The following is a 22,534-nucleotide window of genomic DNA, read 5'->3' on the forward strand; positions in this document are numbered from 1 at the left end:
CCCGGCCGAAACCGGGGTATCGTCGGCGACAACGGGACCAGCGCCTGACCAAGGTCAGGCTCGCCGGCCCGGACTGTCTCGAAGATGGCTCAGCGCCCGGGCCGCTGTCGCGGCCGGCGCCGATGGGTGGTCGTATAGGCCCCGCGTTTCGGCCCGTCAACCGGTTTGTGAAGCCCTCGCGACAGCGGCATCGAGCAAGGAGGCCGGTGTCGGCCGGAACCGCGCGAGGTCCACAGCCAGCGCCTTGCGTCCGGTTCAGACGCGGCTCGGGCGACCACCGCCCGTCGGGTTCTTGACGGACGAACACAACTTCCCGATGAACACGCACGACTCTGCTGAACGGATTAAGCCGGACGGCCTGTTTTCCGCGCGAGAAAGTTTCCCGATCGAATGGCCCGCCCCGGAGACACCCCTCTCTCCCCGCCGTCCGGTGCTCCGGCGATCCAGCGGACCGTCCCCATGCTCGGGAAGCGCGCACGGGCCGAGCTGAAAGGCCAGAAGCCCCTGATCCTCTGGATGACCGGCCTGTCCGGCGCGGGCAAGTCGACGATCGCGGGCCGGGTCGAGGAGGCGCTGTGGCGCTGCGGCCATCATACCATGCGGCTCGACGGCGACGACCTGCGCTTCGGGCTCAACAAGGACCTGACCTTCACCGACGCGGCGCGGATCGAGAATATCCGCCGGACCGCCGAGGTCGCCAAGCTGATGCTGGAGGCCGGCCTGATCGTGATCTGCTCGCTGATCTCGCCGTTCCGGCGCGAGCGGATGCTGGCACGGCAACTGGTCGAGGCGGACGAATTCCTCGAGGTCTTCGTCGATACGCCCCTGGCGGAATGCATGCGCCGCGATCCGAAAGGGCTCTATGCCCGCGCGGTCGCCGGCCAGATCCCCCATTTCACCGGTCTCACCTCGCCCTACGAGCCGCCGGAGGCGCCCGAGATCCATCTGCGGACCGATGCGCACGACGCCGACGCGCTGGCCGGCCAGGTGCTCGAGGCGCTGCGGCAGCGCGGCGCGATCGCCTGCGCACCCTGAGGCCGCGACCGCCCGCACCGCATGAGGCGGATGCGCGGCGAGCGCTGGTCGGCGCCGCCCCCGGCGTCTATGTTGCAGTGCAGCATAGACGCCGGAGTGGAGCGGAGAGATGGTCGAGCTGGTACCCATGGCCGAGGCGGCCGGATTCACGGCGGGATGCTTCGTCCTCCACGCGGCCCGGGCCTCGGCCGAGGTCCTGACGCCGATCCTGGCCTACCTGGTCTTCGCCCTGGCGGTCTGCCTGCTGATCGTCGCGGGCATCCAGCACGCATCCGATCCGGACCAGCTCGTGGCGATGATGACCCAGGCCATGGCCACGTATTGAGATGACGTCGCGCGGTCAGGTGGAAGGGGGCGACGCCGCGGCCTTTCCCTCGTCGGCGCTCTTGGTCTCCTCCTTGGCCTCCTCGGCGCATTTGAGGCAGAGCTGACGCTTGGCGAGCAGGGCGGCGACGGCGTTCGCGCCCTCGAAGCTGACGACGTGGCCGCATTCGAGAACGTTGAGCACGCGCTGATCGGGATCGTCGCGCTCGCCGGACGGATAGCAGCGGATCGCCGTCACGCGGCGCATCGGGATCTCAGCCTGCATGGCGATGCCCTGGAACCTCGTCTCGAAGCACGACCGGAGCGGCCGCGCCGTGGCGCCCCGGCTCGCGTGCCGGGGTCGCGCCCGGGGCTCCATAGCACGGACGAGGACGGCACGCATGGGGCCGCCCCCGCGTCACGTCGCGGGGACCGTCCCCCCGGATGCAACGCTCGCGGCACCGGGACGCCCGGACGTGAAGATCTTACACCACGCCGCGCGCCCGGCATTGCGCCGCTCCCGGGAGCGGGCGCAGAGTAGCGGCGACGACCGTGCAGGCACAGGCGGGGCGGCTGGCACGGATACTGCCTGCCCGTAGGCGCGTCCCGGCCGGGGGAGGATCGAGCGTCGTGTTCCCGAGATCCTCGCGTCGAGATCCTCACCACGATCCTGCAGAAGGAAGCGCGATGCCGCGTCTGTTCACCGCCTGCCTGCTCGCGGGCCTCGCCCTCGCCGCCGCCCCGACGGCGGGGGCTCAGGCCCAGACCCTGCGCTTCGGCCTGATGGAGGATCCGGACGCCCTCGATCCGACGCTCGCCCGCACCTTCGCCGGCCGCATGGTGTTCGCGGCGCTCTGCGACAAGCTGGTCGATATCGGGCCCGACCTGAAGCCGGTGCCGCAGCTCGCGACCCGCTGGACCTGGTCGGACGACCAGAAGACCCTGACGCTCACCCTGCGGCCGGGCGTGCGCTTCCACGACGGCGAGCCGATGAACGCCGCGGCGGTGAAGTACTCGCTCGAGCGCCACCTGAAGCTGCCGGGCTCGCAGCGCCGCGGCGAGATCGCGCCGATCGACAGGGTCGAGGCGGTCGACGACCTGACCGTCCGGATCACCCTGAAGACGCCGTTCGCACCGCTGCTGGCGCAGTTCACCGACCGGGCCGGCATGATCGTCTCGCCCAAGGCCGCCGAGCGGCTGGGCGACAAGTTCGCCACCGCGCCGGTCTGCGCCGGGCCGTACCGGTTCGTCGAGCGGGTGCCGCAGGACCGCATCGTCGTGGAAAAATTCGACGAGTACTGGAACAAGGACGCGATCCAGATCAAGCGGATCGAGTTCCGGCCGATCCCCGATACGACGGTGCGGCTGACGAACCTGCGGGCCGGCCAGCTCGACCTGATCGAGCGCCTCGCCCCCACCGATCTGGCGCAGGTCAAGCGCGACCCCAAGCTGAAGGTGGGCCAGGCCTACGAGCTCGGCTTCTCCGGCATCGTGTTCAATACCGCCCGCGAAGGCTCGCCGGTGGCCGACCCGCGGGTGCGCGCCGCCTTCGAGGCCGCGATCGACCGCAACGCGATCACGCAGGTGGTCTATAACGGCGAGTACCTGGCCGGGAACCAGTGGGTCTCGCCGAAGAACCCGAACTACGTCGCCGAGTATCCGGTGCCGAAGCGCGACGTCGCCAAGGCCAAGGCGCTCCTGAAGGAGGCCGGGGTCGAGAAGCCCTCGATCACCATGATGGTCTACGCCAACAACGACGCGCCGCAGGTCGGCCAGGTGATCCAGGCGATGACCCGCGAGGCCGGCTTCGACGTGAAGCTCCAGGCCACCGACTTCACCACCTCGCTCGACCAGGCCGACAAGGGCAGTTTCGAGGCCTACCTCTACAACTGGAGCGGCCGGCCCGACCCGGACGGCAACACCTACAGCTTCCTCGCCTGCAAGACGCCGCTCAACTACTCGCGCTACTGCAACCAGGAGGCCGATTCGGCGATGAACGCCGAACGGCTCACCACCGATGCGGCCCAGCGCAAGGCGGCGTGGAAGCGGCTGGCCGACCGCGTGCTCACCGACAAGCCGCTGGTCTACCTCTTCCACCGCCGGCTGCTCTGGGCCTACTCGCAGAGGCTCACCGGGTTCGGCGAGTATCCGGACGGGCTGGTGCGCTTCACCGGCCTGAAGCTCGACTGATGCTGCGGTTCCTCGCGCGACGCCTGGCGCTGGCGGTCCCGACCCTGGTGCTGGCCTCGATGATCATCTTCGCCCTGCAGCAATTGCTGCCGGGCGACACCGCCACCGCCCTCTCGGGCGAGGAGCGCGACCCGGAGGTGATCGCCTTCATCCGCGCCAAGTACCACCTCGATCGGTCGCTGCCGGTCCGCTACGCCTACTGGGCGACCGGGGTGCTGCAGGGCGATCTCGGCGAGTCGATCCGGCTGCAGAAGCCGGTGATCGAGCTCATCCGCGAGAAGCTGCCGGTGACCCTGGAGCTTGCCTGCCTGGCGATGCTCGTGGCCCTCGTCATCGGGGTTCCGATGGGGATCCTCTCGGCGGTCCGGCCCGGGACCTGGATCGACGGGCTCGCTAACGGGGTCGCGCTCTGGGGCCTGTCGGTGCCGAATTTCTGGCTCGGCATCCTGATGATCCTGCTGTTCTCGGTGCAGCTCGGCTGGCTGCCGGCCTCCGGCTACGTCCCGCCGGGCGAGAGCCTGGCGGAGAACCTGCGCTCGATGGCGATGCCGGCCTTCGTGCTCGGCAACGCCATCGCGGCGGTGATGATGCGGCACACGCGGGCGGCGATGCTCGGCGTGCTGCAATCCGACTACGTCCGCACCGCCCGGGCCAAGGGCGTGCCGACCGCCCGGGTGGTCCTGCGCCACGCGCTGCCCAACGCCGCGATCCCGATCATCACGCTCGGTGCGCTCGAATTCGGCCAGCTCCTCTCCGGGGCGGTGCTGACCGAGCAGGTGTTCTCGGTGCCGGGCTTCGGCAAGCTGATGGTGGATGCCGTGTTCAACCGCGACTTCGCGACCGTGCAGGGCGTCGTGATCTGCACCGCCGCGACCTACATCCTGCTCAACCTGGCGGCCGATCTCGCCTCGGCGCTGGTCAACCCGAAGCTCAGGCGCGCATGAGCGAGGCCGGTCTCTCCACCCCGGCCGGGCTGGCCGTGCCGGCCGCCGCGCTGCCGCCGGAGCCGGGGGCCCTTCGCGCGTTCTGGCGCCGCTTCCGCCGCCGCCGCGGCGCGCTCGCCGGCCTCATCGTCGTGGTGCTGCTCAGCCTGCTGGCCCTCGGCGCCGAATGGATCGCGCCCTACGATCCCACCGCCACCGACTGGGGCGCGGTGCGGGCCGCGCCCGACCTCGCCCACCTCTTCGGCACCGACGAGGTCGGGCGCGACGTGCTCTCGCGCATCGTCTTCGGCACAAGGGCCTCGCTCGGGGCCGGCCTGACCTCGGTGGCCCTCGCCGTCGCCCTCGGCCTGCCGCTCGGGATGCTGGCGGGCTATGCCGGCGGCGTCATCGACGGGGCGATCATGCGCCTCACCGACGCGCTGCTCGCCATCCCCTTCCTGATCCTCGCCATCGCGCTCGCCGCCTTCCTGGGCCCGAGCCTGACGAATGCCATGGTGGCGATCGGGCTCTCGGCGACCTCGATCTTCGTGCGGTTGACCCGCGCCCAGGTGCAGGCGGTGGCGGCGGAGGAGTTCGTCGAGGCGGCGCGCGCCGTCGGCAACCCGCCCTGGCGGATCGCGCTCCACCACATCCTGCCCAACATCGTGCCGGCGATCCTGGTCCAGGCCACCCTCACCATCGCGGCGGCGATCATCGCCGAGGCGAGCCTGTCCTTCCTCGGCCTCGGCCAGCAGCCGCCCGAACCGTCCTGGGGCTCGATGCTCAACACCGCCAAGAACTTCCTCGACCAGGCGCCCTGGATGGCGATCTGGCCCGGGGTGTCGATCTTCCTCGCGGTGCTCGCCTTCAACCTCGTCGGCGACGGGTTGCGCGATGCCCTCGATCCGCGGGAGCGGCGATGACCGGGTCCCCTCCCCTGCTGGATGTCCGCGACCTCGCCGTCGCCTTCGACAGCGACGGCGGCACCGTCCACGCGGTCAACGGCGTGAGTTACGGCTTGCGCGAGGGCGAGACCCTCGGGATCGTCGGCGAATCGGGCTCAGGGAAAAGCGTCCACGTGCTCGCCATGCTCGGGCTGGTCCCGCGCCCGCCGGGCCGGATCACCGGCGGTCAGGTTCTCTTCGAAGGCCGCGACCTGCTGGCGCTGCCGGAGCGGTTCTTGCGCCGGGTGCGGGGCCTTGAGATCGGCATGGTGTTCCAGGACCCGATGAGCTCGCTCAACCCGGCGATGACCGTCGGCGCCCAGATCGCCGAGCCGCTGCGTCTGCACCGCGGGCTCGACGCGCGCGAGGCGAAGGCGCGCGCCCGCGACCTCCTCGACCTCGTACGCATCCCCGACGCCGCCCGGCGCCTGGACCAGTACCCGCACGAATTCTCCGGCGGCCAGCGCCAGCGGGTGATGATCGCGATCGGGCTCGCCTGCCGGCCGAAACTCCTGATCGCCGACGAGGCGACCACCGCCCTCGACGTCACCGTGCAGGCCGAGATCGTCGCCCTGGTGCAGGAACTCAAGCGCGAGATCGGCATGGCGATCATCTGGATCACCCACGATCTCGGCGTGGTGGCGGGCATCGCCGACACCGTGCAGGTGATGTATGCCGGCCGCATCGTCGAGCGCGGGCCGGTCGACGCAGTGTTCTCCGATCCGCGCAACGCCTACACGCTCGGGCTGCTGCGCTCCCTGCCGGATCTCAGCCGCGGCCGGGCCGGGCGAGGGCGCCTGCGCCAGATCGAGGGCAGCCCGCCCGACATGCGTCATCCCCCGCCGGGCGATCCGTTCGCGCCCCGCAACCCCTACGCCACCCCGCGCTGCCGGGCCGAGGCGCCGCCGCTGGCGCAGGTGGCGGGCAGCGTGCCGGGCCACCTCGCGGCCGCCTGGTACGACCTGCCGGCGCTGCTGGGAGCCGGGCGATGAAGCCGGTGAAGCCCGAGCCGCTGCTCTCGGTGAAGAACCTGAGCAAGCATTATCCCTTGCGCCACTGGTGGGGTGGCCGGTCGTCCGTCTTCCGCGCGGTCGAGGGCGTGAGCTTCGACATCGCGCCCGGCGAGACGCTCGGCCTCGTCGGCGAATCGGGCTCCGGCAAGTCGACGATCGGCCGGGCGGTGACGATGCTGAACCCGCCGAGCGCCGGCACCGTCGCGTTCGAGGGCATCGACCTGCGCACCCTGCCGGCGCCGGAGATGCGGCGGATGCGCCGGCGCATCCAGGTGATCTTCCAGGACCCCTACGCCGCCCTCAATCCGCGGATGAGCGCCGGCGCCTACGTCGCCGAGCCGTTCCGGCTCCACCGGTCCGAGATGGGCTCGTCCGAGCGTCGCGACGCGGTGGCCGGCCTGTTCCAGCGGGTCGGGCTCGATCCGCGCTTTTCCGGGCGCTACCCGCACCAGTTCTCCGGCGGCCAGCGCCAGCGGCTCTGCATCGCCCGGGCGATCGCGCTCAAGCCCAGCTTCATCGTCGCCGACGAGCCGATCGCGGCGCTCGACGTGTCGATCCAGGCCCAGGTGGTCAACCTGCTGCAGGACCTCCAGGAGGAGCTGGGGCTGTCCTACCTCTTCATCTCCCACGACCTCAGGATGGTGCGCTACCTCTGCCACCGGGTCGCGGTGCTGCGCCGCGGGCGCATCGTGGAACTGGCCGACAGCGACACCCTGTACGAGGATCCGCGCCATCCCTACACCCGGGCGCTGCTCGGCGCGGTGCCGGTGCCCGATCCGGCGGCCGAGCGGGCCCGCCTGCAGGCGACGCGCGCGGCGCCGGCCGCCGTCATCCCGGAGGCCGGGGCGCTGGAGGAGGTCGCCCCCGGGCATTGGGTGGCGCGGGCGGCGGATGCGTAAGAGCTTGCCTGGTGCGTTGCCGGATTTCATACCCGCGTTGGTGTTCCGCACGGGAGGCTGCGCGCATGCCGTCGCTCCCGTCCCCGCGCCGCCGCCTGTGTCGTGTCCCGTGGTCATTCCGGGGTCGCGAAAGCAGAGCCCGGAATGACGGGGAAGCTGTCAATTTCGTCGATCGACCCGATCGACCTCATGAGGAAACGTCACGGTGAGGGATTACTCCAGGCCCGGGCGCTCGCCCGTCTACGCCGCCAACGCCGCCGTTGCGACGTCGCACCCGCTCTCGACCCTCGCGGCGATCGAGGTGCTGCGCTCGGGCGGCAACGCGGTCGATGCCGGCATCGCCGCGGTGGCGGTGCAATGCGTGGTCGATCCGCTGATGACCGGCATCGGCGGCGATTGCTTCGCCCTCTACGCGCCGAAGGGCGCCAAGGCCCCGATCGCCCTCAACGGTTCCGGCCGCAGCCCGGCCGCGGCGCACGATGCCTGGTTCCTGGAACGCGGCATCACGCTCGAGCCCACCTCGCCCCACGCCGTCACGGTGCCCGGCGCGGTCGCCGCCTGGGGCAAGCTGCTTCAGGATCACGGCACCCGCAGCCTCGGCGAGGTGCTGCAGCCGGCGATCCGCTACGCGGAGCACGGCTACCCGGTGCAGCCGCGCGTCGCCCTCGACTGGTCGCGCAGCGTCGAGCGGGTCGCCGGCGATCCGGCCTCCGCCGCGACCTACCTGATCGACGGGCAGGCGCCGGGCGTCGGCACGATCATGCGCCACCCGAAGCTCGCCGCCACGCTCAAGCGCATCGCGGCCGAGGGCCCGCGCGGCTTCTACGAGGGGCCGGTGGCCGAGGACATCGTCGCGCGCCTGCGCGATCTCGGCGGCCTGCACACGCTCGACGACTTCGCCACGGCGGCGCCCGAGGTCGTGACCCCGGTCACCACCCGCTATCGCGGCTACGACGTCTACGAGTGCCCGCCGAGCGGCCAGGGCCTCGCGGTGCTGATGATGCTCAACGTGCTGACGCATTACGACATCGCGGCCCTCTCGGAGCTCGACCGGGTCCACCTCTTCGCGGAAGCCTGCAAGCAGGCCTATCACCACCGCGACGCGCTGTTCGCCGATCCGGTGCTCAACCGGGTGCCGGTGGAGCACCTTCTGTCGGAGGCCTGGCGGGCGAGCGCCCACGGTGCCATCGACATGACCCGCGCCCAGGAGCCGGTGATCTGGCCCGAACTGCTCCACAAGGACACGGTGTATCTCAGCGTCGTCGACCGCGACGGCAACGCGCTCTCGCTGATCAACTCGATCTTCCAGGGCTTCGGCAGCGGCATCACCGCGCCGGAGAGCGGCGTGCTGCTGCACAATCGCGGCCTGTCCTTCCGCGTCGATCCCGGCCACCCGAACACGATCGGGCCGAGGAAGCGGCCGATGCACACCATCATCCCCGGCATGCTGATGCGGGACGGCGAGACGGTGGCGCCGTTCGGCGTGATGGGCGGGCATTACCAGGCGATGGGCCATGTCGAGCTCTTGACCGGCATCATCGACCGCGGCCTCGACGTGCAGGAGGCCCTCGATGCCCCGCGCAGCTTCGCCTATGGCGGCGGCATCGAGATGGAGCCGGGTTTCCCGGACGGCGTCGTCGCCGGGCTCGAGGCGCGCGGCCACCGCATCATCCCGGCCTCCGGCCCGATCGGCGGCGGCCAGATCATCTGGATCGACCGGGCGCGCGGGGTGCTCGCCGCGGGCTCCGACCCGCGCAAGGACGGCAGCGCGCTCGGCTATTGAGGTGACCATGCCCCCCTTCGACATCGACGCTGCCGTCGCAGCACTCCTCGACGCCCGCCGCACGGGCACCCGCCTCGACGTCCTCCCCGAGGGCGCCCGGCCGGGCAGCGAGGCGCAGGCCTACGCGGTCCAGGACGCGGTCGTGCGCGCGCTCGGCCCGGTCGCCGGCTGGAAGGTGGGGGCGCCGAGCGCTACCGCAACCCCGGCCCGGGCCGCGCTCAACGCCGACACCATCTTCGAGACCGAGACCCTGCCGGCCTCGCTGTTCCACCTGATCGGGGCGGAGGCCGAGATCGCCTACCGCTTCGGCCGCGACCTCCCCCCGGAGGCCGGCCCCTACGACCGGGACGCGGTGCTGGCGGCGGTGGAGACCCTGCACCCGGCGATCGAGATCGCCGATACCCGCTTCACCGTGTTCGGCGCGGTCGATCCCCACAGCCAGCGCGCCGACCAGCAGAACCACGGCGTCCTGGTGCTCGGGCCCGGGCTGCGGGACTGGCGCCACCTCGACCCGGTGACGCAAGCGGTGCGGCTCGCCATCGACGGAACCGTTCTCCACGAGAAGGTCGGCGGCAACTCGGCGGTCGACCCCGTGCGCCTGCTGGTCTGGCTCGCCAACGAGGGCGCGCGGTCGCTCGGTGGCCTCAAGGCCGGCCAAGTCGTCACCACCGGCTCCTGCACGGGCACGGATTTCGTCACGGCACCGACGCGGATCGCGGCGGAGTTCCCGGGATTGGGGAGCGTGGCGCTGGCGATCGGGTGAGCGTGGACGGCCGCTTGCGGCAGGGGGGCCGGAACACGGTGCTGGTCGATCGAGCGCCGCGCCCGCCCTCCACCGGCGTCGCCAGCGCGGGCGCGCCCACGGGGCGATGGCGGTCGTCATGGGTTCCCGGCCGGGTACGTCGCAATGCGGCACCCGGTTTCGCAACGTGATGACTCGCCACGTGATGAAATCCGGGAGGAGACTTCCGGATTTCCTCTCATGACGGTTTCCGGCTGATCGCTTCGCGATGCGGAAACCGGCTTCGCTCAGGCGTGCGAAGCCCGCGGCTTCACCGCGCGGGCCGATGCACCGGACGCATCCGAAGGCGCGGCGGTATCATCCAGGGTCGATCCATCGCCCGATGGCCGAATGGACGATCTCCCTGCGCCGGCCGACGGGCACGCGACTCCGCCCTGCTCGCGCCGCAACATCCATCGTCAGAACAGCGGAAGGTCGTTATTCGCTCGATACCCCTTGAGCAAGTTCATCGGGACGGCGCTGATCAAGGCCGAGAAATTCGGTATGTCCGTCTCAAGCTGAAGTGGCGTCGAATTGACTCTGTTCCACCAGTCGGTCGAGATGACATTTGCGCGAAGGCCGTTTTTGCCAGCAAAGAAATTAGAAATCTCTACAGGAGCATTTGCAGGCATACCGGGTCCAGGGGCATAATAATTATATTGTGACATCAATGCCCAAACATGATCCCGGGGCTTTGCCAGCGCGTCCAATTGCTGCTGCATATATCCTGCGATCGTACCCCACTTGGCGACACTCGTGCCCGCCCAGTATTGCTCGACGGCGTCGGCCCAGAAGGTCGTGTTGTCGCGCAACCAGGCGCGCACGCCGTCGGTGATGGCGCCGCCGGAATGCTGCCCCATGCCGACGACGACCCGGCCGGGCTGACCGAGGAGTTCCGACACCGTGTGAGCGCTGGCAGAGCGCGGGATCTGCAAGTCGCCGATCATCGCCTGCGTCAGCGCCGCCAGATCGTGGAAATCGGCCTCGCTCCAATCGCCCTCGAACCGGTGATAATCCAGGATGACGAGTTCGCTGCGTACCTCCGCCAGGAAGCCCAGGACCTGACCGAGACCGTCCTTGTACGAGAGATTGGTCAGGTAATCGCCATGACAGAACTGGAACCTGTCAGTGCCGCTGCCGTCGATGCGCAACCGGATGTCGAGCGCCCGGATTCCCTGCTCCAGTTGCTCCTGCAGGCTGAGGTACTGGGTCTGCACCCACTGCTGCGATACGCCGGTGGCCGCATAGGTGCCGGCATCGTGCGTTCCCGGCAGGGTGAGCTCGGGGATTGTGAGATTCTGCAGGCAGACGGAATACGCCTCCATCCAGTTCTTCGACCAATGCTTGACGGATGACCGCAGAGCGGACCAATCCGACGTCGTTCCGTCCGGGCCGTAGACGGGGACCGGGTACGCGGATAAGGGCTTCTGCTCGAAGCCGGGAAAGTATCCGATTGCGATCGTGACGACACCATCGTGTATCCACCCGACCGGCGAGTGGTTGCTGCCGTCCCGCGGCGGATAGACGGCGTAGCCCGGGGGAACGCCGACCCATTCCACCGAGAACCCATATCCTGCCTCGGACGGTGGATACGGGCTCGGCAGGTTGTTGACCCCGTTCTTGGCGACGTGAATCCTCACCTCGAAATGTTCGACACCGTCCAGGACATAGATCGCATCGGCAGCATCGTCGATGCTGTATGTGAACGCACCCTGATCGAATTCACTATAGAATTGCGCAAAATCGTTCGCCCTGACGCGATCGACGGGAGCCCACCCCATCTGATATTTTGACTGTCCGATCAACTTGAGATCATGTGGCGTTGCGTTGACGATCTGAAGAGAAAATCCAGTGGTTGTCACACTATGGCTCCGAATCTCGAATCACCGGGATCAAGTCGGAATGTATATTCTATCGCCCCTGCGTCAATGCATGACGGCAGCACGCGATCGAGAAGATGATTTTTAAAATTGCGTAGATTGCCGAAAAACAAGAGACCTAGTAATTTATACAGCCGGTTTTCGAATCGGCGGCGCTCATCGACGCTCCTCCGCGGACCGGCCCCGCCTCCGGCGGGTCACGGGTCCGCGCGTCGTCCGCCCGCGTCCAGCGCCGCCGGCCGCCCGATGAGGTAGCCCTGCACCTCCGTGCAGCCCTCCCGCCGCACCGCCGCGAACTGCTCCTCGGTCTCGATGCCCTCGGCGGTGACGGTCGCGCCGAGCTGCGCCCCGATGCCGACCACTGCGCGCACGATGGCGGCGGTGCCGGGATCGGCAATGTCGGCGACGAAGGACCGGTCGATCTTGATCGTGTCGAAGGGAAAGCGGCGCAGGTAGCTCAGGGACGAGTAGCCGGTGCCGAAATCGTCGAGCGCGATCCGCACCCCGAGGCGTCGCAAGGCCCGCAGCCGGTCGGCCGCCTCGCCCTCGATCGGCACGGTCTCGGTGATCTCGATCTCGAGGCGGTGCGGCGGAAGCCCGGATGCGCGCAGGGCGCCCCGGACGGTGGCGACGAAGGGGCCGTGCCGCATCTGCACCGCCGAGACGTTGACGGCGACCCGGGCGCCGTCGGTCCAGGCCGCCGCGTCGTGGCAGGCCCGGCGCAGGATCCAGGCGCCGAGGCGGTCGATCAGCCCGGTCTCCTCGGCGAGCGGGATGAAGGCCCCGGGGGGCACGAGGCCGCGGGTCGGGTGGCGCCAGCGCACCAGCGCCTCGCGGCACACGGTCCGCCGCTCCGCCGCGGTGACGATCGGCTGGTAGTGCAGCGCGAACTCAGCCCGCTCGAGGCCGAGGCGCAGATCGAGCTCGAGGCCCTGCCGCTCCTCGGCCGCCGCGTCCATCGCCGGGTCGTAGAGCCGGAAGGTGTTGCAGCCGGCGGCCTTGGCGCCGTAGAGTGCCCGGTCGGCCCGGGCCATCAGGGTGTCGGCGTCGCCGCCGTGCCGGGAGCTCAGCACCACACCGATGCTGACGCCGACATGCATCGGCCGGCCGGCGACCGTGATGGGGGCCTGCATCGCCTCGACGAGGGCGGCGGCGGCCTGCGAGGCCGCCAGGGCATCGGATTCGGGGAGCAGCACCGCGAACTCGTCGCCGCCGAGCCGCGCGATCGTGTCGCGCGGGACGAGGACCGCCCGCATCCGCCGGGCGACCTCGCGGAGCAGCGCGTCGCCCGCGGCGTGGCCGAGCGTGTCGTTGACGACCTTGAACCGGTCGAGGTCGAGCCATAGCAGCGCGCAGCCGCCCGCCGCCAGCAGGGCGTCGAGGCGCTCGCGGAACAGGACCCGGTTCGGGAGGTCGGTGAGCGCGTCGTGGCGCGCCATGTGGGCGATCCGCCGCTCGGCCTCGCGGCGCGCCGTGACGTCCTCGACCTGCAGCAGGGTGGAAGGGGGCGAGGCGGCGACGGGATCGGACGGCAGGTGCAGGCGCACCGCCGAGACCCGGGCCCAGAGCGTGCCGCCGTCCCGGCGGCGAAAGCGCAGCTCGGCCGTCGCCGGCCCGTCCTCCCCGGCCGCGCGGGCCAGCACGTCGCCGAGGAGGCCCGCCTCCTCGGGCGGGACGAGGGCGGCGAGCGGCCGCCCCAGGAGACCGGCCGCGTCGATGTCGAGCGCGTCGCGGAAGGCGCGGTTCGCCTCGACGAGCAGGCCCTCGGCATCGACCACCAGCATCCCGGACGGGGCGTGCTCGAGGATGCCGCGGAAATGGCTCGCGCTGCGGCGCGCCTCGGCCTCGGCGGCCCGGAGCGCCGCCTGCTCGCGCTTGAGCCCGGTGATGTCGAAATGGGCCCCGGTGCGGGCGCCGCCCGCGCGCGCATGCTCGATCACCCGGATCCAGCGCTCGCCCGGCAGCGGCACCTCGAACGGCGCGCCCTCGAAGCGCAGGGATTCGCGCAGGCGCGCCAGGAGCTGGTCCGGGGGCGCCTCGGCGGCCTGCTGCCAGGCCCGCACGACCACCGCCTCGAAGGTCAGGCCGACGGCCTCGGCCGGGGCCACGCCGTAGAGCTGGCCGAACTGCCGGTTGGCCGAGACGATGCGCCCGTCGGCATTCGCCGCCGCGATGCCGTCCGGCGCGCCCTGGGCCGCCTCCGCGGCGGCGCGGGAGCCTGCGGGCGCGGCCTCCCGGGTGATCGGCCGCCACAGCCGCACCCGGCCGAGGCCCGGGATGGTCTGGGTCGAGACCCGCAGCCAGGTGCCGCGATGCTCGAACTCGTAGGGACGGGTCTGGGCCTGGTGGCGGGCGATCCCGCTCGCGACGTATTCCTCGATGTAGGGCAGCTCGTCGGAGGTCAGGCGGGTGCGGTAGAACCGCAGCAGGTTCTCGCGGTAAGGCTCGCCGGCCCGCACGAACCCGTCATGCTCGGGGAAGAGGTACAGGAAGGTCTGGTTCCAGCCGAGGGTCCGGTCGTCGGCGTCGAAGGCGCACAGGCCGATGTCGAGGCCGTCCAGCAGGTCGGCGAGGAGGCCGAGGCTCGGCCTGGGCTTCAGCATGCGGGCGACCTCGATGGCACGATGCGTCGCGACCGGTCGCGGCGACCGGTCCTCCGGGACGTGCGGATCGACGGCGGCCCGCTCCACGTCCCGCTCACCGTAGCCGCAACCGGGCTGACGCTCCCTTAACGTCAGGCGTGTCGCGCGTCGGGGCTCCGCCGGGCCGCGCGGGGCATCGGTGCGCACGCGGCGCTTGCCTCGCGGGCCCGGATAGGCTGTGAAGGGCGAACAGACGACAGGGCGACCTCGCGCGGGAACGACGCGGGCGCCCGGGAGGAGCCCACGATGATCCGTTTGACCGCCGCCCTGACCGGAGCCGCCTTGACGCTCGCGGCGCTCGCCGCCCCGGCCGCGGCGCAGATCTCCGACGACAGGGTGCGGATCGGCGTGCTCACCGACCTCTCGGGCCCCTACGCCGACAGCGGCGGGCGCGGCTCGGTGGCGGCGGCCGAGATGGCGGTCAAGGATTTCGGCGGCAGCATACGGGGCAAGCCGGTCGAGATCGTCTCGGCCGACCACCAGAACAAGCCGGACGTGGCGTCCAGCATCGCCCGGCGCTGGTACGACGTCGACCAGGTCGACGCCATCGTCGACCTGCCGGTGACGGCGATCGCGCTCGCCGTGCAGGCGGTCGCCAAGGAGAAGAACCGCACGGTGATGATCACCGCGGCGGCGACCTCCGACCTCACCGCCAAGACCTGCTCGCCCGTGAGCTCGCACTGGACCGACGACACCCACGCGCTCACCGCCGGCACGGCGCGGGCGGTGTTCGAGCGCGGCGGGAAGTCGTGGTACTTCATCACCGTCGACCACGCCTTCGGCCACGCCCTGCAGAAGGAGGCGACCACGGTCGTCGAGTCGCTCGGCGGCAAGGTGGTCGGCACCTCGCGCCACCCGATCAACACCGCCGACTACTCCTCCTTCCTGCTCCAGGCCCAGAGCTCGGGGGCGGACGTCGTCGCCTTCGCCAGCGTCGGCGACGACTTCACCAAGGCGGTCAAGCAGGCCGACGAGTTCGGCCTGACCGGGGGCCGCCAGACGCTGACGGGCTTCCTCGTCTACGTCACCGACATCAAGGGCCTCGGCCTGCCGGTGGCGCGCGGCCTGACCTTCTCCTCGGCGTTCTACTGGGACCAGAACGACGCCGCCCGGGCCTTCGCCACGCGCTTCCACGAGCGCACCGGCGCGATGCCGACGAAGAACCAGGCGCTGATCTACGCCGCGGTGACCCACTACCTGAAGGCGGTCGACAAGGCCGGCACCGACGAGGCGGTCGCCGCCAACGCCGCCATGCGCAGCCTGCCGGTGGCGTTCTTCGACCACCCCGCCACCTTGCGGGCCGACGGGCGCCTCCTCTACGATCCGGTGCTCTACCGGGCCAAGGAGCCCGCCGCCTCCAAGGGCCCGTGGGACCTCTATGAGGTGCTGCGCACCATCCCGCAGGGCGAGGCCTTCCTGCCGATGAACCCGGCCTGCGCCCCGAAGGAGCGCGGATGAGCGGTGCGAGCCGGACGGGCGATCCCGCCCTCGCCGCGGGGTTCGACCTCAGGCGCCTGCCGGAGGGGTTCATCGCGAACCCCTACCCGGCCTACGCGGCCCTGCGCGCCCACGCGCCGGTCCACCGGATGGGCCGGGGGCCTTCGGGCGAGGACCAGATCCTGCTCACGCGCTACGCCGACCTGGAGCGGGTCTACAAGGACGCCGCGACCTTCAGCTCGGACAAGACCGTCGAGTTCGGGGCCAAGTTCCGGATCGACTCCCGGGGCGAGGCCGGGCCCTCGCCGCTCTACCGGCACCACACGACGAGCCTCGTCTTCAACGATCCGCCGCGCCACACGCGGGTCCGGCGCATCATCGCGGGGGCGTTCACGCCGCGGGCGATCGCCGCGATGGAGGCCGGCATCGTCGCGCTGGTCGATCACCTCCTCGACGCCGCCGAGGCGCGGGGCCGCATCGACCTGATCGAGGACTTCGCCGCCGCGATTCCCGTCGAGGTGATCGGCAACCTGCTGGGCGTCCCGCGGAGCGAGCGCGGGCCGCTGCGCGACTGGTCGCTGGCGATCCTCGGCGCCCTCGAGCCCGTCCTGTCGCCGGAGGTCGAGGCCGCCGGCGACCGGGCGGTGACGGGGTTCCTGGCCTATCTCGAGCACCTCGTCGCCGACCGTCGCCGCCGGCCGGGCGATCCGGACAAGGATATCCTCACCCGCCTGATCCAGGGCGAGGTCGGCGGCGAGCGGCTCTCGCCCGAGGAACTGCTGCAGAACTGCATCTTCATCCTGAATGCCGGGCACGAGACCACCACCAACCTGATCGGCAACGGCCTCCACCTGCTGACCGAGCATCCCGACGCCCGCGCGCGGCTCCTCGCCGAGCCGGAGCTGATGCGAAAGGGCGTCGAGGAGGTGCTGCGCTTCGAGAGCTCGAACCAGCTCGGCAACCGCGTGGCGACGACGGGCTTCGCGATCGAGGGCCAGGACTTCCCGGCCGGGACCCAGATCACGCTCTGCATCGGCGCCGCCAACCGCGATCCGGCGCAGTTCCCCGATCCCGACACCTTCGACGTCGCCCGCGATCCCAACCGCCACCTCGCCTTCGCGAGCGGCATCCACCAATGCGTCGGCATGGCGGTGGCCCGGCTCGAGGGCCGGATCGCGCTGTCGCGCTTCCTCGCCCGCTTCCCGGATTACCGCCTCGACGGGATGCCGGAGCGCTCGCAGCGGGTGCGCTTCCGCGGCTTCCTGCGGCTGCCGGCGCGGCTGGGATAGGCGCTTCCCTCAAGCACAAGCGACCTCAAGCGCTTGTGTGCGGGCGGGGCGTGGGCAGGCCTCCCGCCGCGCCCTACTCTCCCGCCGGCGATCGACGAGCCGAAGGGATCTTTGCATGACGCTCCACCGCCGCGCCGTGCTGGCCGGCTCCTTCGCCTGTTCCCTGGCGGCCGGCCTGGCCTCCGGCCGCGCCTCTGCGCAGGGCGACGGCCTGATCCGCCGCCCGATCCCCTCCACCGGCGAGACGGTGCCGGCGATCGGCATAGGCACCTCGCGGCGCTACGACGTGGCGCCGGATTCGGACGCGATGGCGCCGCTGCGCGAGACGGTGGCGCGGTTCGTGGCGCTCGGCGGCACGGTGATCGACACCGCGCCGGATTACGGCCGGGCCGAGGAGGTGCTGGGCCGGATCCTGACGGACACGGGCTTGCGCGAAAAAGTCTTCCTGTGCAGCAAGGTGGCGGCGCGGGGACGCGAGGCGGGGCAGGCGCAGATCGCGCAGTCGTTCCGCCGCCTCGGCACCGACCGGATCGACCTGATCGCGGTCCACAACCTGATCGACCCGGCGGCGCAGCTGCCGCTCCTGCGCGAGCTGAAGGAGAGGAAGCGCATCCGCTACCTCGGCGCCACCACCTGGGCCGAGGGGCAGTACGGCGACCTCGAGGCCCTGATGAAGGCCGAGACGCTCGACGTGATCCAGGTCAACTACGCGGTCGACGCCCGCCGGGCCGCCGAGCGCATCCTGCCGCTGGCGCGGGACCGCGGCGTCGCCGTGATGGTCAACGTGCCGTTCGGGCGCGAGCGGCTGTTCAACCTGGTGCGCGGCCGCGACCTGCCGCCTTTCGCCGCCGAGTTCGACTGCGCGAGCTGGCCGCAATTCTTTCTCAAGTACGTCCTGTCGCACGAGGCGGTGACCTGCCCGGTGCCGGGCACCGCGCAGGTCCGCTACGTCGAGGACAATCTCGGCGCCGCCCGCGGGCGCCTGCCCGACGCCGCCACCCGCCGCAAGATGGAGGAACTGATCGATGGCCTGTGATCGCCGCACGCTGCTGACCGGGGCGCTCGCCCTCGCGCTCGCCGCCGCTCCCGCCGTCGCCGGGACCGCCCTGGCGCAGGAGTCGAAGATCCCGATCGCCGTGATCGGCGGCGGCAACATCGGCGGCACCATCGGGGGCCTGTGGGTCAAGGCCGGCCATCCGGTGATGTTCGCCTCGCGCCACCCGGAGGAGCTGAAGCCCCTCGTCGAGACGCTCGGACCGCCGGCCAGGGCCGGCACGGTCGAGCAGGCGCTCGCCTTCGGCGACGCGGTGCTGATCGCGGTGCCGTACCGGGCCTATCCGGAGCTGGGGAAGACCTACGCCGCCGCCCTGAAGGGCAAGGTCGTGCTGGATGCCGGCAACGCCACCAAGGCGCGGGACGGCGACCTCGCGGCGGAGGCCGAGAGCGCCGGCATCGGCGCCACCTCGGCCAGGTACCTGCCCGGCGCCCGGCTGGTCCGGGCCTTCAACGCCGCGAACTACAAGCTCTTCGCCCAGAACGCCCACCGCAGCGGCGCCCCGATGGCGGTGCCGATCGCCGGCGACGACAAGCAGGCCCTGGAGGTCGCCGCCGCGCTGGTGCGCGATGCCGGCTTCGACCCCGTGGTGGTCGGCGGCCTGGATGCCGCGAGGAAGTTCCAGATGGGCAGCCCCGGCTTCCAGCGCGACGCCACCGGCCCAGAGGCCCGCAAGGCCTTCGGGGTCGCCGAATGAGCGCTGCGCCCGGCGCCGCGGGGGCGGCGCGCGGCGGCCTCGCGGTGCCGGCCTGGCTGCGGCGCCTCACCGACGTGCGGCCGGAGGAGGTGCCGGCGCTCGGCTGGGCCTGGCTCTACATCTTCGCGCTGCTCTCGTCCTACTACGTGATGCGGCCGATCCGCGACCAGATGGGGCTCGCCGGCGGGCTCGAGAACCTGCCCTGGCTGTTCACCGCCACGCTGGTGGGCATGCTGGTGCTCAACGTGCCGTTCGGCTGGCTGGTGCGCCGGCTGCCGCGGGCCCGCTTCATCCCGATCACCTACCGCTTCTTCGCCGCCAACATCCTGGTCTTCGCGGTCGTCCTCTACCGCAGCGGGCCCGAGGAGGCGGTGTGGATCGGCCGGGTGTTCTTCGTCTGGCTGTCGATCTTCAACCTGTTCGTGGTCTCGATCTTCTGGGCCACCATCGTCGACGTGTTCGACACCGAGCAGGGCAAGCGGCTGTTCGGCTTCATCGCGGCGGGCGCGACGCTCGGCGCCATCACCGGCTCGGCCTTCACCGCCGTGCTGGCGCGGGACGTGCCCACCCCGTTCCTGCTGCTCGCGGCGGCCGCCCTCCTCGAGCTCGCCGTCGTCAGCATGCGCGGGCTCTCGCGGATCTCGGACGCGCTGTCGCGCGAGCCGGGGGCGGCGACCCAGGCGATCGGCGGCAGCCCCTTCGCCGGCATCAGCCGGGCCCTGCGCTCGCCCTACCTCATCGGCATCAGCCTGTTCCTGCTGCTGTTCTCGATCACCACGACCTTCCTGTACTTCGAGCAGGCCGGCATCGCGAAGCGCACCTTCCCGGACCGGGCCTCGCAGACGACGTTCTTCGCCTCCGTCGACCTCGCGGTGAACGTGCTGACGCTCGGCGTCCAGCTCTTCCTCACCGGGCGGATCGTGCGCCGGCTCGGCGTCGGGCTCACCCTGGCGATCCTGCCGCTCGTCAGCGCGCTCGGCTTCGGGCTGCTCGCGGTGGCGCCCACCATCGCCAGCGTGGTGGTGTTCGGCGTGCTGCGCCGGGCCGGCAACTTCGCCATCGCCCGGCCGGTGCGCGAGGTGCTGTTCACCGTGCTGCCGCGCGAGGACCGCTACAAGGCCAAGGCCTTCATCGACACGGTGGTGTACCGCCTCGGCGACCAGGTCGGCGCGTGGTCCTACGCCCTCGTGGCCTGGCTCGGCCTGAGCGCCACCGCTCTCTCGGTGGTGGCGGTGCCCCTGTCGCTCGCCTGGCTCGTCAACGGGCTCTGGCTCGGGCGCCAGCAGGAGGCTATGGCGAGGGAGAGGGCACCGGCACCGGCGGAGGCGGGCGATGGCTGAGACCGAGGCGGCATTGCGCGAGGCGATCGTCGAGACCTGCCGCAGCATGGCGGCCCAGGGGCTGAACCAGGGCACCTCCGGCAACGTCTCGGCCCGGTTCGGCGGGGGCCTGCTCGTCACCCCGTCGGGCCTGCCCTACGAGGAGATGACGCCCGACGACATCGTGCCGATGACGATGGACGGCCGGGCCGACCATCGGCTCCCGCCCTCCTCCGAATGGCGCTTCCACCGCGACATCCTGCGGGCCCGGCCCGACGTCGCGGCGATCGTCCACGCCCACCCGACCTACTGCACCGCCTTCGCGATGTGCCGCAAGGACATCCCGGCGGCCCACTACATGATCGCCGCCGCCGGCGGGCCGACCGTGCGCTGCGGCGGCTACGCGCTGTTCGGGACGGAGGAGCTGTCGCAACGCGCGCTCGAGGCGCTCCAGGACCGCACCTGCTGCCTGCTCGCCAACCACGGCATGATCGCCACCGGGCCGAATCTGGCGAAGGCCCTGTGGCTCGCGGTCGAGCTCGAGACCCTGTGCCGGCAATACGCCGTGGCGCTCCAGGTCGGACGGCCGCACATCCTGAGCGAGGCCGAGGTGGCCGAGGCGATGGAGCGGTTCAAGTCGTACGGGCCGCGGCCCAAGACGGACCGGACATGAGACGGACCGGACATGAGACGGGCGAGCCTACCGGACGCGCGCCGGGATCCCGACCTCGCGCTGCACCTCGACGCTGTCGACGCCCGGCACGTCGCGCAGCTTTCCGAGCGCGCTGCGGCTGATCGATCCGGTCGCGACGCCGAGGATGTCGAGCTTGTCCTGCACCTTCAGGCCGATCGCGCTCGCGGCCTGGACGGTGCTCTCGAACCGGTCGGAATCCGGGATCGAGACGCTGACCTGCACCTCACTCATGGCGAACTCCCACGCTCATCGAGCACGATATAGGTAGCGCGCCGGCGAGGACGAAGCCAGGCAAGGCGACGGCGCGGGCGCCGTCCGGTTCGAAGCCCCCGGATGGTGCTGCGGCCGATCGGGCCGGCGCGCCGTCATACCCTCGCGCCGTGGCATCAGGGCCGAGGCGAGGAAATGGAGACCGTGCGAGCTCGAGCCAGCGCCTTCGGACGGGTCCGTTCGAAGGCGCTGCGGTGTTACAGTTCCATCTTCATCGCCTGCGGATAGTACCGGAACCCGCCCTGCCCGTTCTCGGCGACGTGGCCGATGCCCGGCCAGGCGAAGTGGTAGGCCAGCACCGGGATGCGGTTCTTGGCCAGCATGGTCAGCATCCTGAGCCGCGTCTGGGCCGACTGCTTCGGGTCGGTGTCGTAGGCGAACTCGGTCAGCGGCTTCTCCATCAGCAGCACCGGGTGATGCGTCAGGTCGCCGAGGTAGCAGAGGCTGTCCTTGCCCGAGGTGATCATGAACATCGTGTGGCCGATGCTGTGGCCCGGCGCCGCCAGGGCCTGGATCCCGGGCAGGAATTCCTGGCCGTCCTTGACGAAGACGAGGCGGTCGCGGATCGGCAGCAGGTTCTTGCGCGCCGTGTCGAGGAAGGCGCTGAACGAGGCCGGGACCTTGGCGGGATCGGTCCAGTAGTCGAAATCGGCCTGCGAGATGTAGTACTGGGCGTTCGGAAAGTGCGGCGTGCCGTCGTCGGCGACGCAGCCGCCGCAATGGTCGACATGGGCGTGGCTCATCACCACGGCGTCGATGTCCTTCGGGTCGATGCCGGCCTGGCGCATCGTGGTGAGCAGCTTGCCGGTGGTCGGCCCGAACAGCTTGAGCGAGCCCATCCCGGTATCGAACAGCACCAGCTTGCTGCCGGTGTTGAGGATCAGGATGTTCTGCTCCAGCACCGCGTTCGAGAGCGGCAGGAAGTTGTTGTTGAGCTGCGCATCCATCTCGGCCGGGGTGAGGCCGAGGAAGTTGGCATGGGGGTCGCCGAGCGGCAGGGTGCCGTCGGAGACCATCGTGGCCTCGGCGTCGCCGAGGGCGAAGCGGTAGAAGTAGGGGCTCTGGCTGCGCAGCATCGGCGCCTTGGCGCCTGCCGCGCCGGGGAGACCGGCCGTGACCGCGGCCGCCGCCGCGCCGAGCATGAGGCCGCGCCGGCTCGGAGCATCCAACCGAATCGTCATCGAGATTTCCTCCACGGGTGAGCCGCGGGCGCTCTTGTGCGCGCGCGAAGCCGGGGGATCTCCGTCGGCTCGGCGCGGCCGGAACCTCTGCGGTACCATCGTTGTCCGTCGGCCCGGAAACATTGTCAAACCGGTCTTCCGGCGGAACCGGCCGCTCGCGCCGGCTGCCGCCCGAGCGGGCACGGCCGGGGTGCCGGCGC

General features: G+C 71.0%; 20 protein-coding genes. 15 read left to right on the forward strand and 5 right to left on the reverse strand.

Features of this window, described 5'->3' with window-relative positions; all coding sequences use genetic code 11:
• The first annotated feature begins 459 nt into the window (after positions 1-459).
• A complete protein-coding gene (gene cysC, locus A5481_RS08760) occupies positions 460-1,035 on the forward strand; it encodes an adenylyl-sulfate kinase (protein ID WP_048433900.1) in 576 nt (191 codons plus the stop codon).
• Between the two features lie 109 nt (positions 1,036-1,144).
• A complete protein-coding gene (locus A5481_RS08765) occupies positions 1,145-1,360 on the forward strand; it encodes a hypothetical protein (RefSeq protein WP_048433899.1) in 216 nt (71 codons plus the stop codon).
• Between the two features lie 15 nt (positions 1,361-1,375).
• Here A5481_RS08765 and A5481_RS08770 read toward each other — a convergent pair whose 3' ends face one another.
• Positions 1,376-1,624 carry a hypothetical protein gene (locus tag A5481_RS08770; protein ID WP_048433898.1) on the reverse strand — a complete coding sequence of 83 codons (249 nt, stop codon included), beginning with the start codon at positions 1,622-1,624 and terminating at the stop codon, positions 1,376-1,378.
• A gap of 401 nt (positions 1,625-2,025) precedes the next feature.
• Between A5481_RS08770 and A5481_RS08775 the strand changes: the two genes are divergently transcribed.
• The 7 genes from A5481_RS08775 (at position 2,026) to A5481_RS08805 (ending at position 9,853) form a co-directional block, all read left to right on the forward strand.
• Positions 2,026-3,528 carry an ABC transporter substrate-binding protein gene (locus A5481_RS08775; protein ID WP_048433897.1) on the forward strand — a complete coding sequence of 501 codons (1,503 nt, stop codon included), beginning with the start codon at positions 2,026-2,028 and terminating at the stop codon, positions 3,526-3,528.
• A complete protein-coding gene (locus tag A5481_RS08780; RefSeq protein WP_048433896.1) occupies positions 3,528-4,472 on the forward strand; it encodes an ABC transporter permease in 945 nt (314 codons plus the stop codon). The genes A5481_RS08775 and A5481_RS08780 overlap by 1 nt, the downstream gene beginning before the upstream one ends.
• Positions 4,469-5,374, forward strand: a complete 906-nt coding sequence (locus A5481_RS08785; protein WP_082173114.1) for an ABC transporter permease — start codon at positions 4,469-4,471, stop codon at positions 5,372-5,374. The genes A5481_RS08780 and A5481_RS08785 overlap by 4 nt, the downstream gene beginning before the upstream one ends.
• Positions 5,371-6,387 carry an ABC transporter ATP-binding protein gene (locus A5481_RS08790; protein ID WP_048433895.1) on the forward strand — a complete coding sequence of 339 codons (1,017 nt, stop codon included), beginning with the start codon at positions 5,371-5,373 and terminating at the stop codon, positions 6,385-6,387. The genes A5481_RS08785 and A5481_RS08790 overlap by 4 nt, the downstream gene beginning before the upstream one ends.
• Positions 6,384-7,307, forward strand: a complete 924-nt coding sequence (locus A5481_RS08795; RefSeq protein ID WP_048433894.1) for an ABC transporter ATP-binding protein — start codon at positions 6,384-6,386, stop codon at positions 7,305-7,307. Before A5481_RS08790 ends, A5481_RS08795 begins: the two co-directional genes overlap by 4 nt.
• A 205-nt stretch (positions 7,308-7,512) precedes the next feature.
• A complete protein-coding gene (locus tag A5481_RS08800) occupies positions 7,513-9,090 on the forward strand; it encodes a gamma-glutamyltransferase family protein (protein ID WP_048433893.1) in 1,578 nt (525 codons plus the stop codon).
• A 7-nt stretch (positions 9,091-9,097) separates the two neighbouring features.
• Positions 9,098-9,853, forward strand: a complete 756-nt coding sequence (locus A5481_RS08805) for a 2-keto-4-pentenoate hydratase (protein ID WP_048433906.1) — start codon at positions 9,098-9,100, stop codon at positions 9,851-9,853.
• 437 nt (positions 9,854-10,290) lie between these two features.
• Here A5481_RS08805 and A5481_RS08810 read toward each other — a convergent pair whose 3' ends face one another.
• The gene (locus A5481_RS08810) at positions 10,291-11,733 is read right to left on the reverse strand and encodes a phosphatidylinositol-specific phospholipase C domain-containing protein (RefSeq protein ID WP_048433892.1); all 1,443 of its coding nucleotides are present in this window, start codon (positions 11,731-11,733) and stop codon (positions 10,291-10,293) included.
• 215 nt (positions 11,734-11,948) lie between these two features.
• Positions 11,949-14,354, reverse strand: a complete 2,406-nt coding sequence (locus A5481_RS08815) for an EAL domain-containing protein (RefSeq protein ID WP_156311836.1) — start codon at positions 14,352-14,354, stop codon at positions 11,949-11,951.
• Positions 14,355-14,639: 285 nt separating this feature from the next.
• Here A5481_RS08815 and A5481_RS08820 point away from each other — a divergent pair, with 285 nt between their 5' ends.
• The 6 genes from A5481_RS08820 to A5481_RS08845 all read left to right on the forward strand — a co-directional run bounded on the left by A5481_RS08820 (position 14,640) and on the right by A5481_RS08845 (position 20,862).
• Positions 14,640-15,851 carry an ABC transporter substrate-binding protein gene (locus A5481_RS08820; protein WP_048433891.1) on the forward strand — a complete coding sequence of 404 codons (1,212 nt, stop codon included), beginning with the start codon at positions 14,640-14,642 and terminating at the stop codon, positions 15,849-15,851.
• Entirely contained in the window at positions 15,848-17,119 is a 1,272-nt protein-coding gene (locus A5481_RS08825) for a cytochrome P450 (protein ID WP_048433890.1), read from the forward strand. The genes A5481_RS08820 and A5481_RS08825 overlap by 4 nt, the downstream gene beginning before the upstream one ends.
• Before the next feature lie 115 nt (positions 17,120-17,234).
• Positions 17,235-18,155, forward strand: coding sequence for an aldo/keto reductase (locus A5481_RS08830; protein ID WP_048433889.1), 921 nt, complete (start codon positions 17,235-17,237; stop codon positions 18,153-18,155).
• Positions 18,145-18,870 (forward strand): NADPH-dependent F420 reductase, encoded by a 726-nt coding sequence (locus A5481_RS08835; RefSeq protein WP_048433888.1) that lies wholly within the window; start codon positions 18,145-18,147, stop codon positions 18,868-18,870. The genes A5481_RS08830 and A5481_RS08835 overlap by 11 nt, the downstream gene beginning before the upstream one ends.
• Positions 18,867-20,210, forward strand: coding sequence for an NTP/NDP exchange transporter (locus A5481_RS08840; RefSeq protein ID WP_048433887.1), 1,344 nt, complete (start codon positions 18,867-18,869; stop codon positions 20,208-20,210). The genes A5481_RS08835 and A5481_RS08840 overlap by 4 nt, the downstream gene beginning before the upstream one ends.
• The gene (locus A5481_RS08845) at positions 20,203-20,862 is read left to right on the forward strand and encodes a class II aldolase/adducin family protein (RefSeq protein WP_048433886.1); all 660 of its coding nucleotides are present in this window, start codon (positions 20,203-20,205) and stop codon (positions 20,860-20,862) included. Before A5481_RS08840 ends, A5481_RS08845 begins: the two co-directional genes overlap by 8 nt.
• A gap of 27 nt (positions 20,863-20,889) precedes the next feature.
• Here A5481_RS08845 and A5481_RS08850 read toward each other — a convergent pair whose 3' ends face one another.
• Positions 20,890-21,114, reverse strand: a complete 225-nt coding sequence (locus tag A5481_RS08850; RefSeq protein ID WP_048433885.1) for a hypothetical protein — start codon at positions 21,112-21,114, stop codon at positions 20,890-20,892.
• A gap of 236 nt (positions 21,115-21,350) precedes the next feature.
• Positions 21,351-22,334 (reverse strand): MBL fold metallo-hydrolase, encoded by a 984-nt coding sequence (locus tag A5481_RS08855; protein ID WP_156311835.1) that lies wholly within the window; start codon positions 22,332-22,334, stop codon positions 21,351-21,353.
• Positions 22,335-22,534: the final 200 nt, after the last annotated feature.

The sequence above is a fragment of the Methylobacterium platani genome, assembly GCF_001653715.1.
Lineage (GTDB): Bacteria > Pseudomonadota > Alphaproteobacteria > Rhizobiales > Beijerinckiaceae > Methylobacterium > Methylobacterium platani.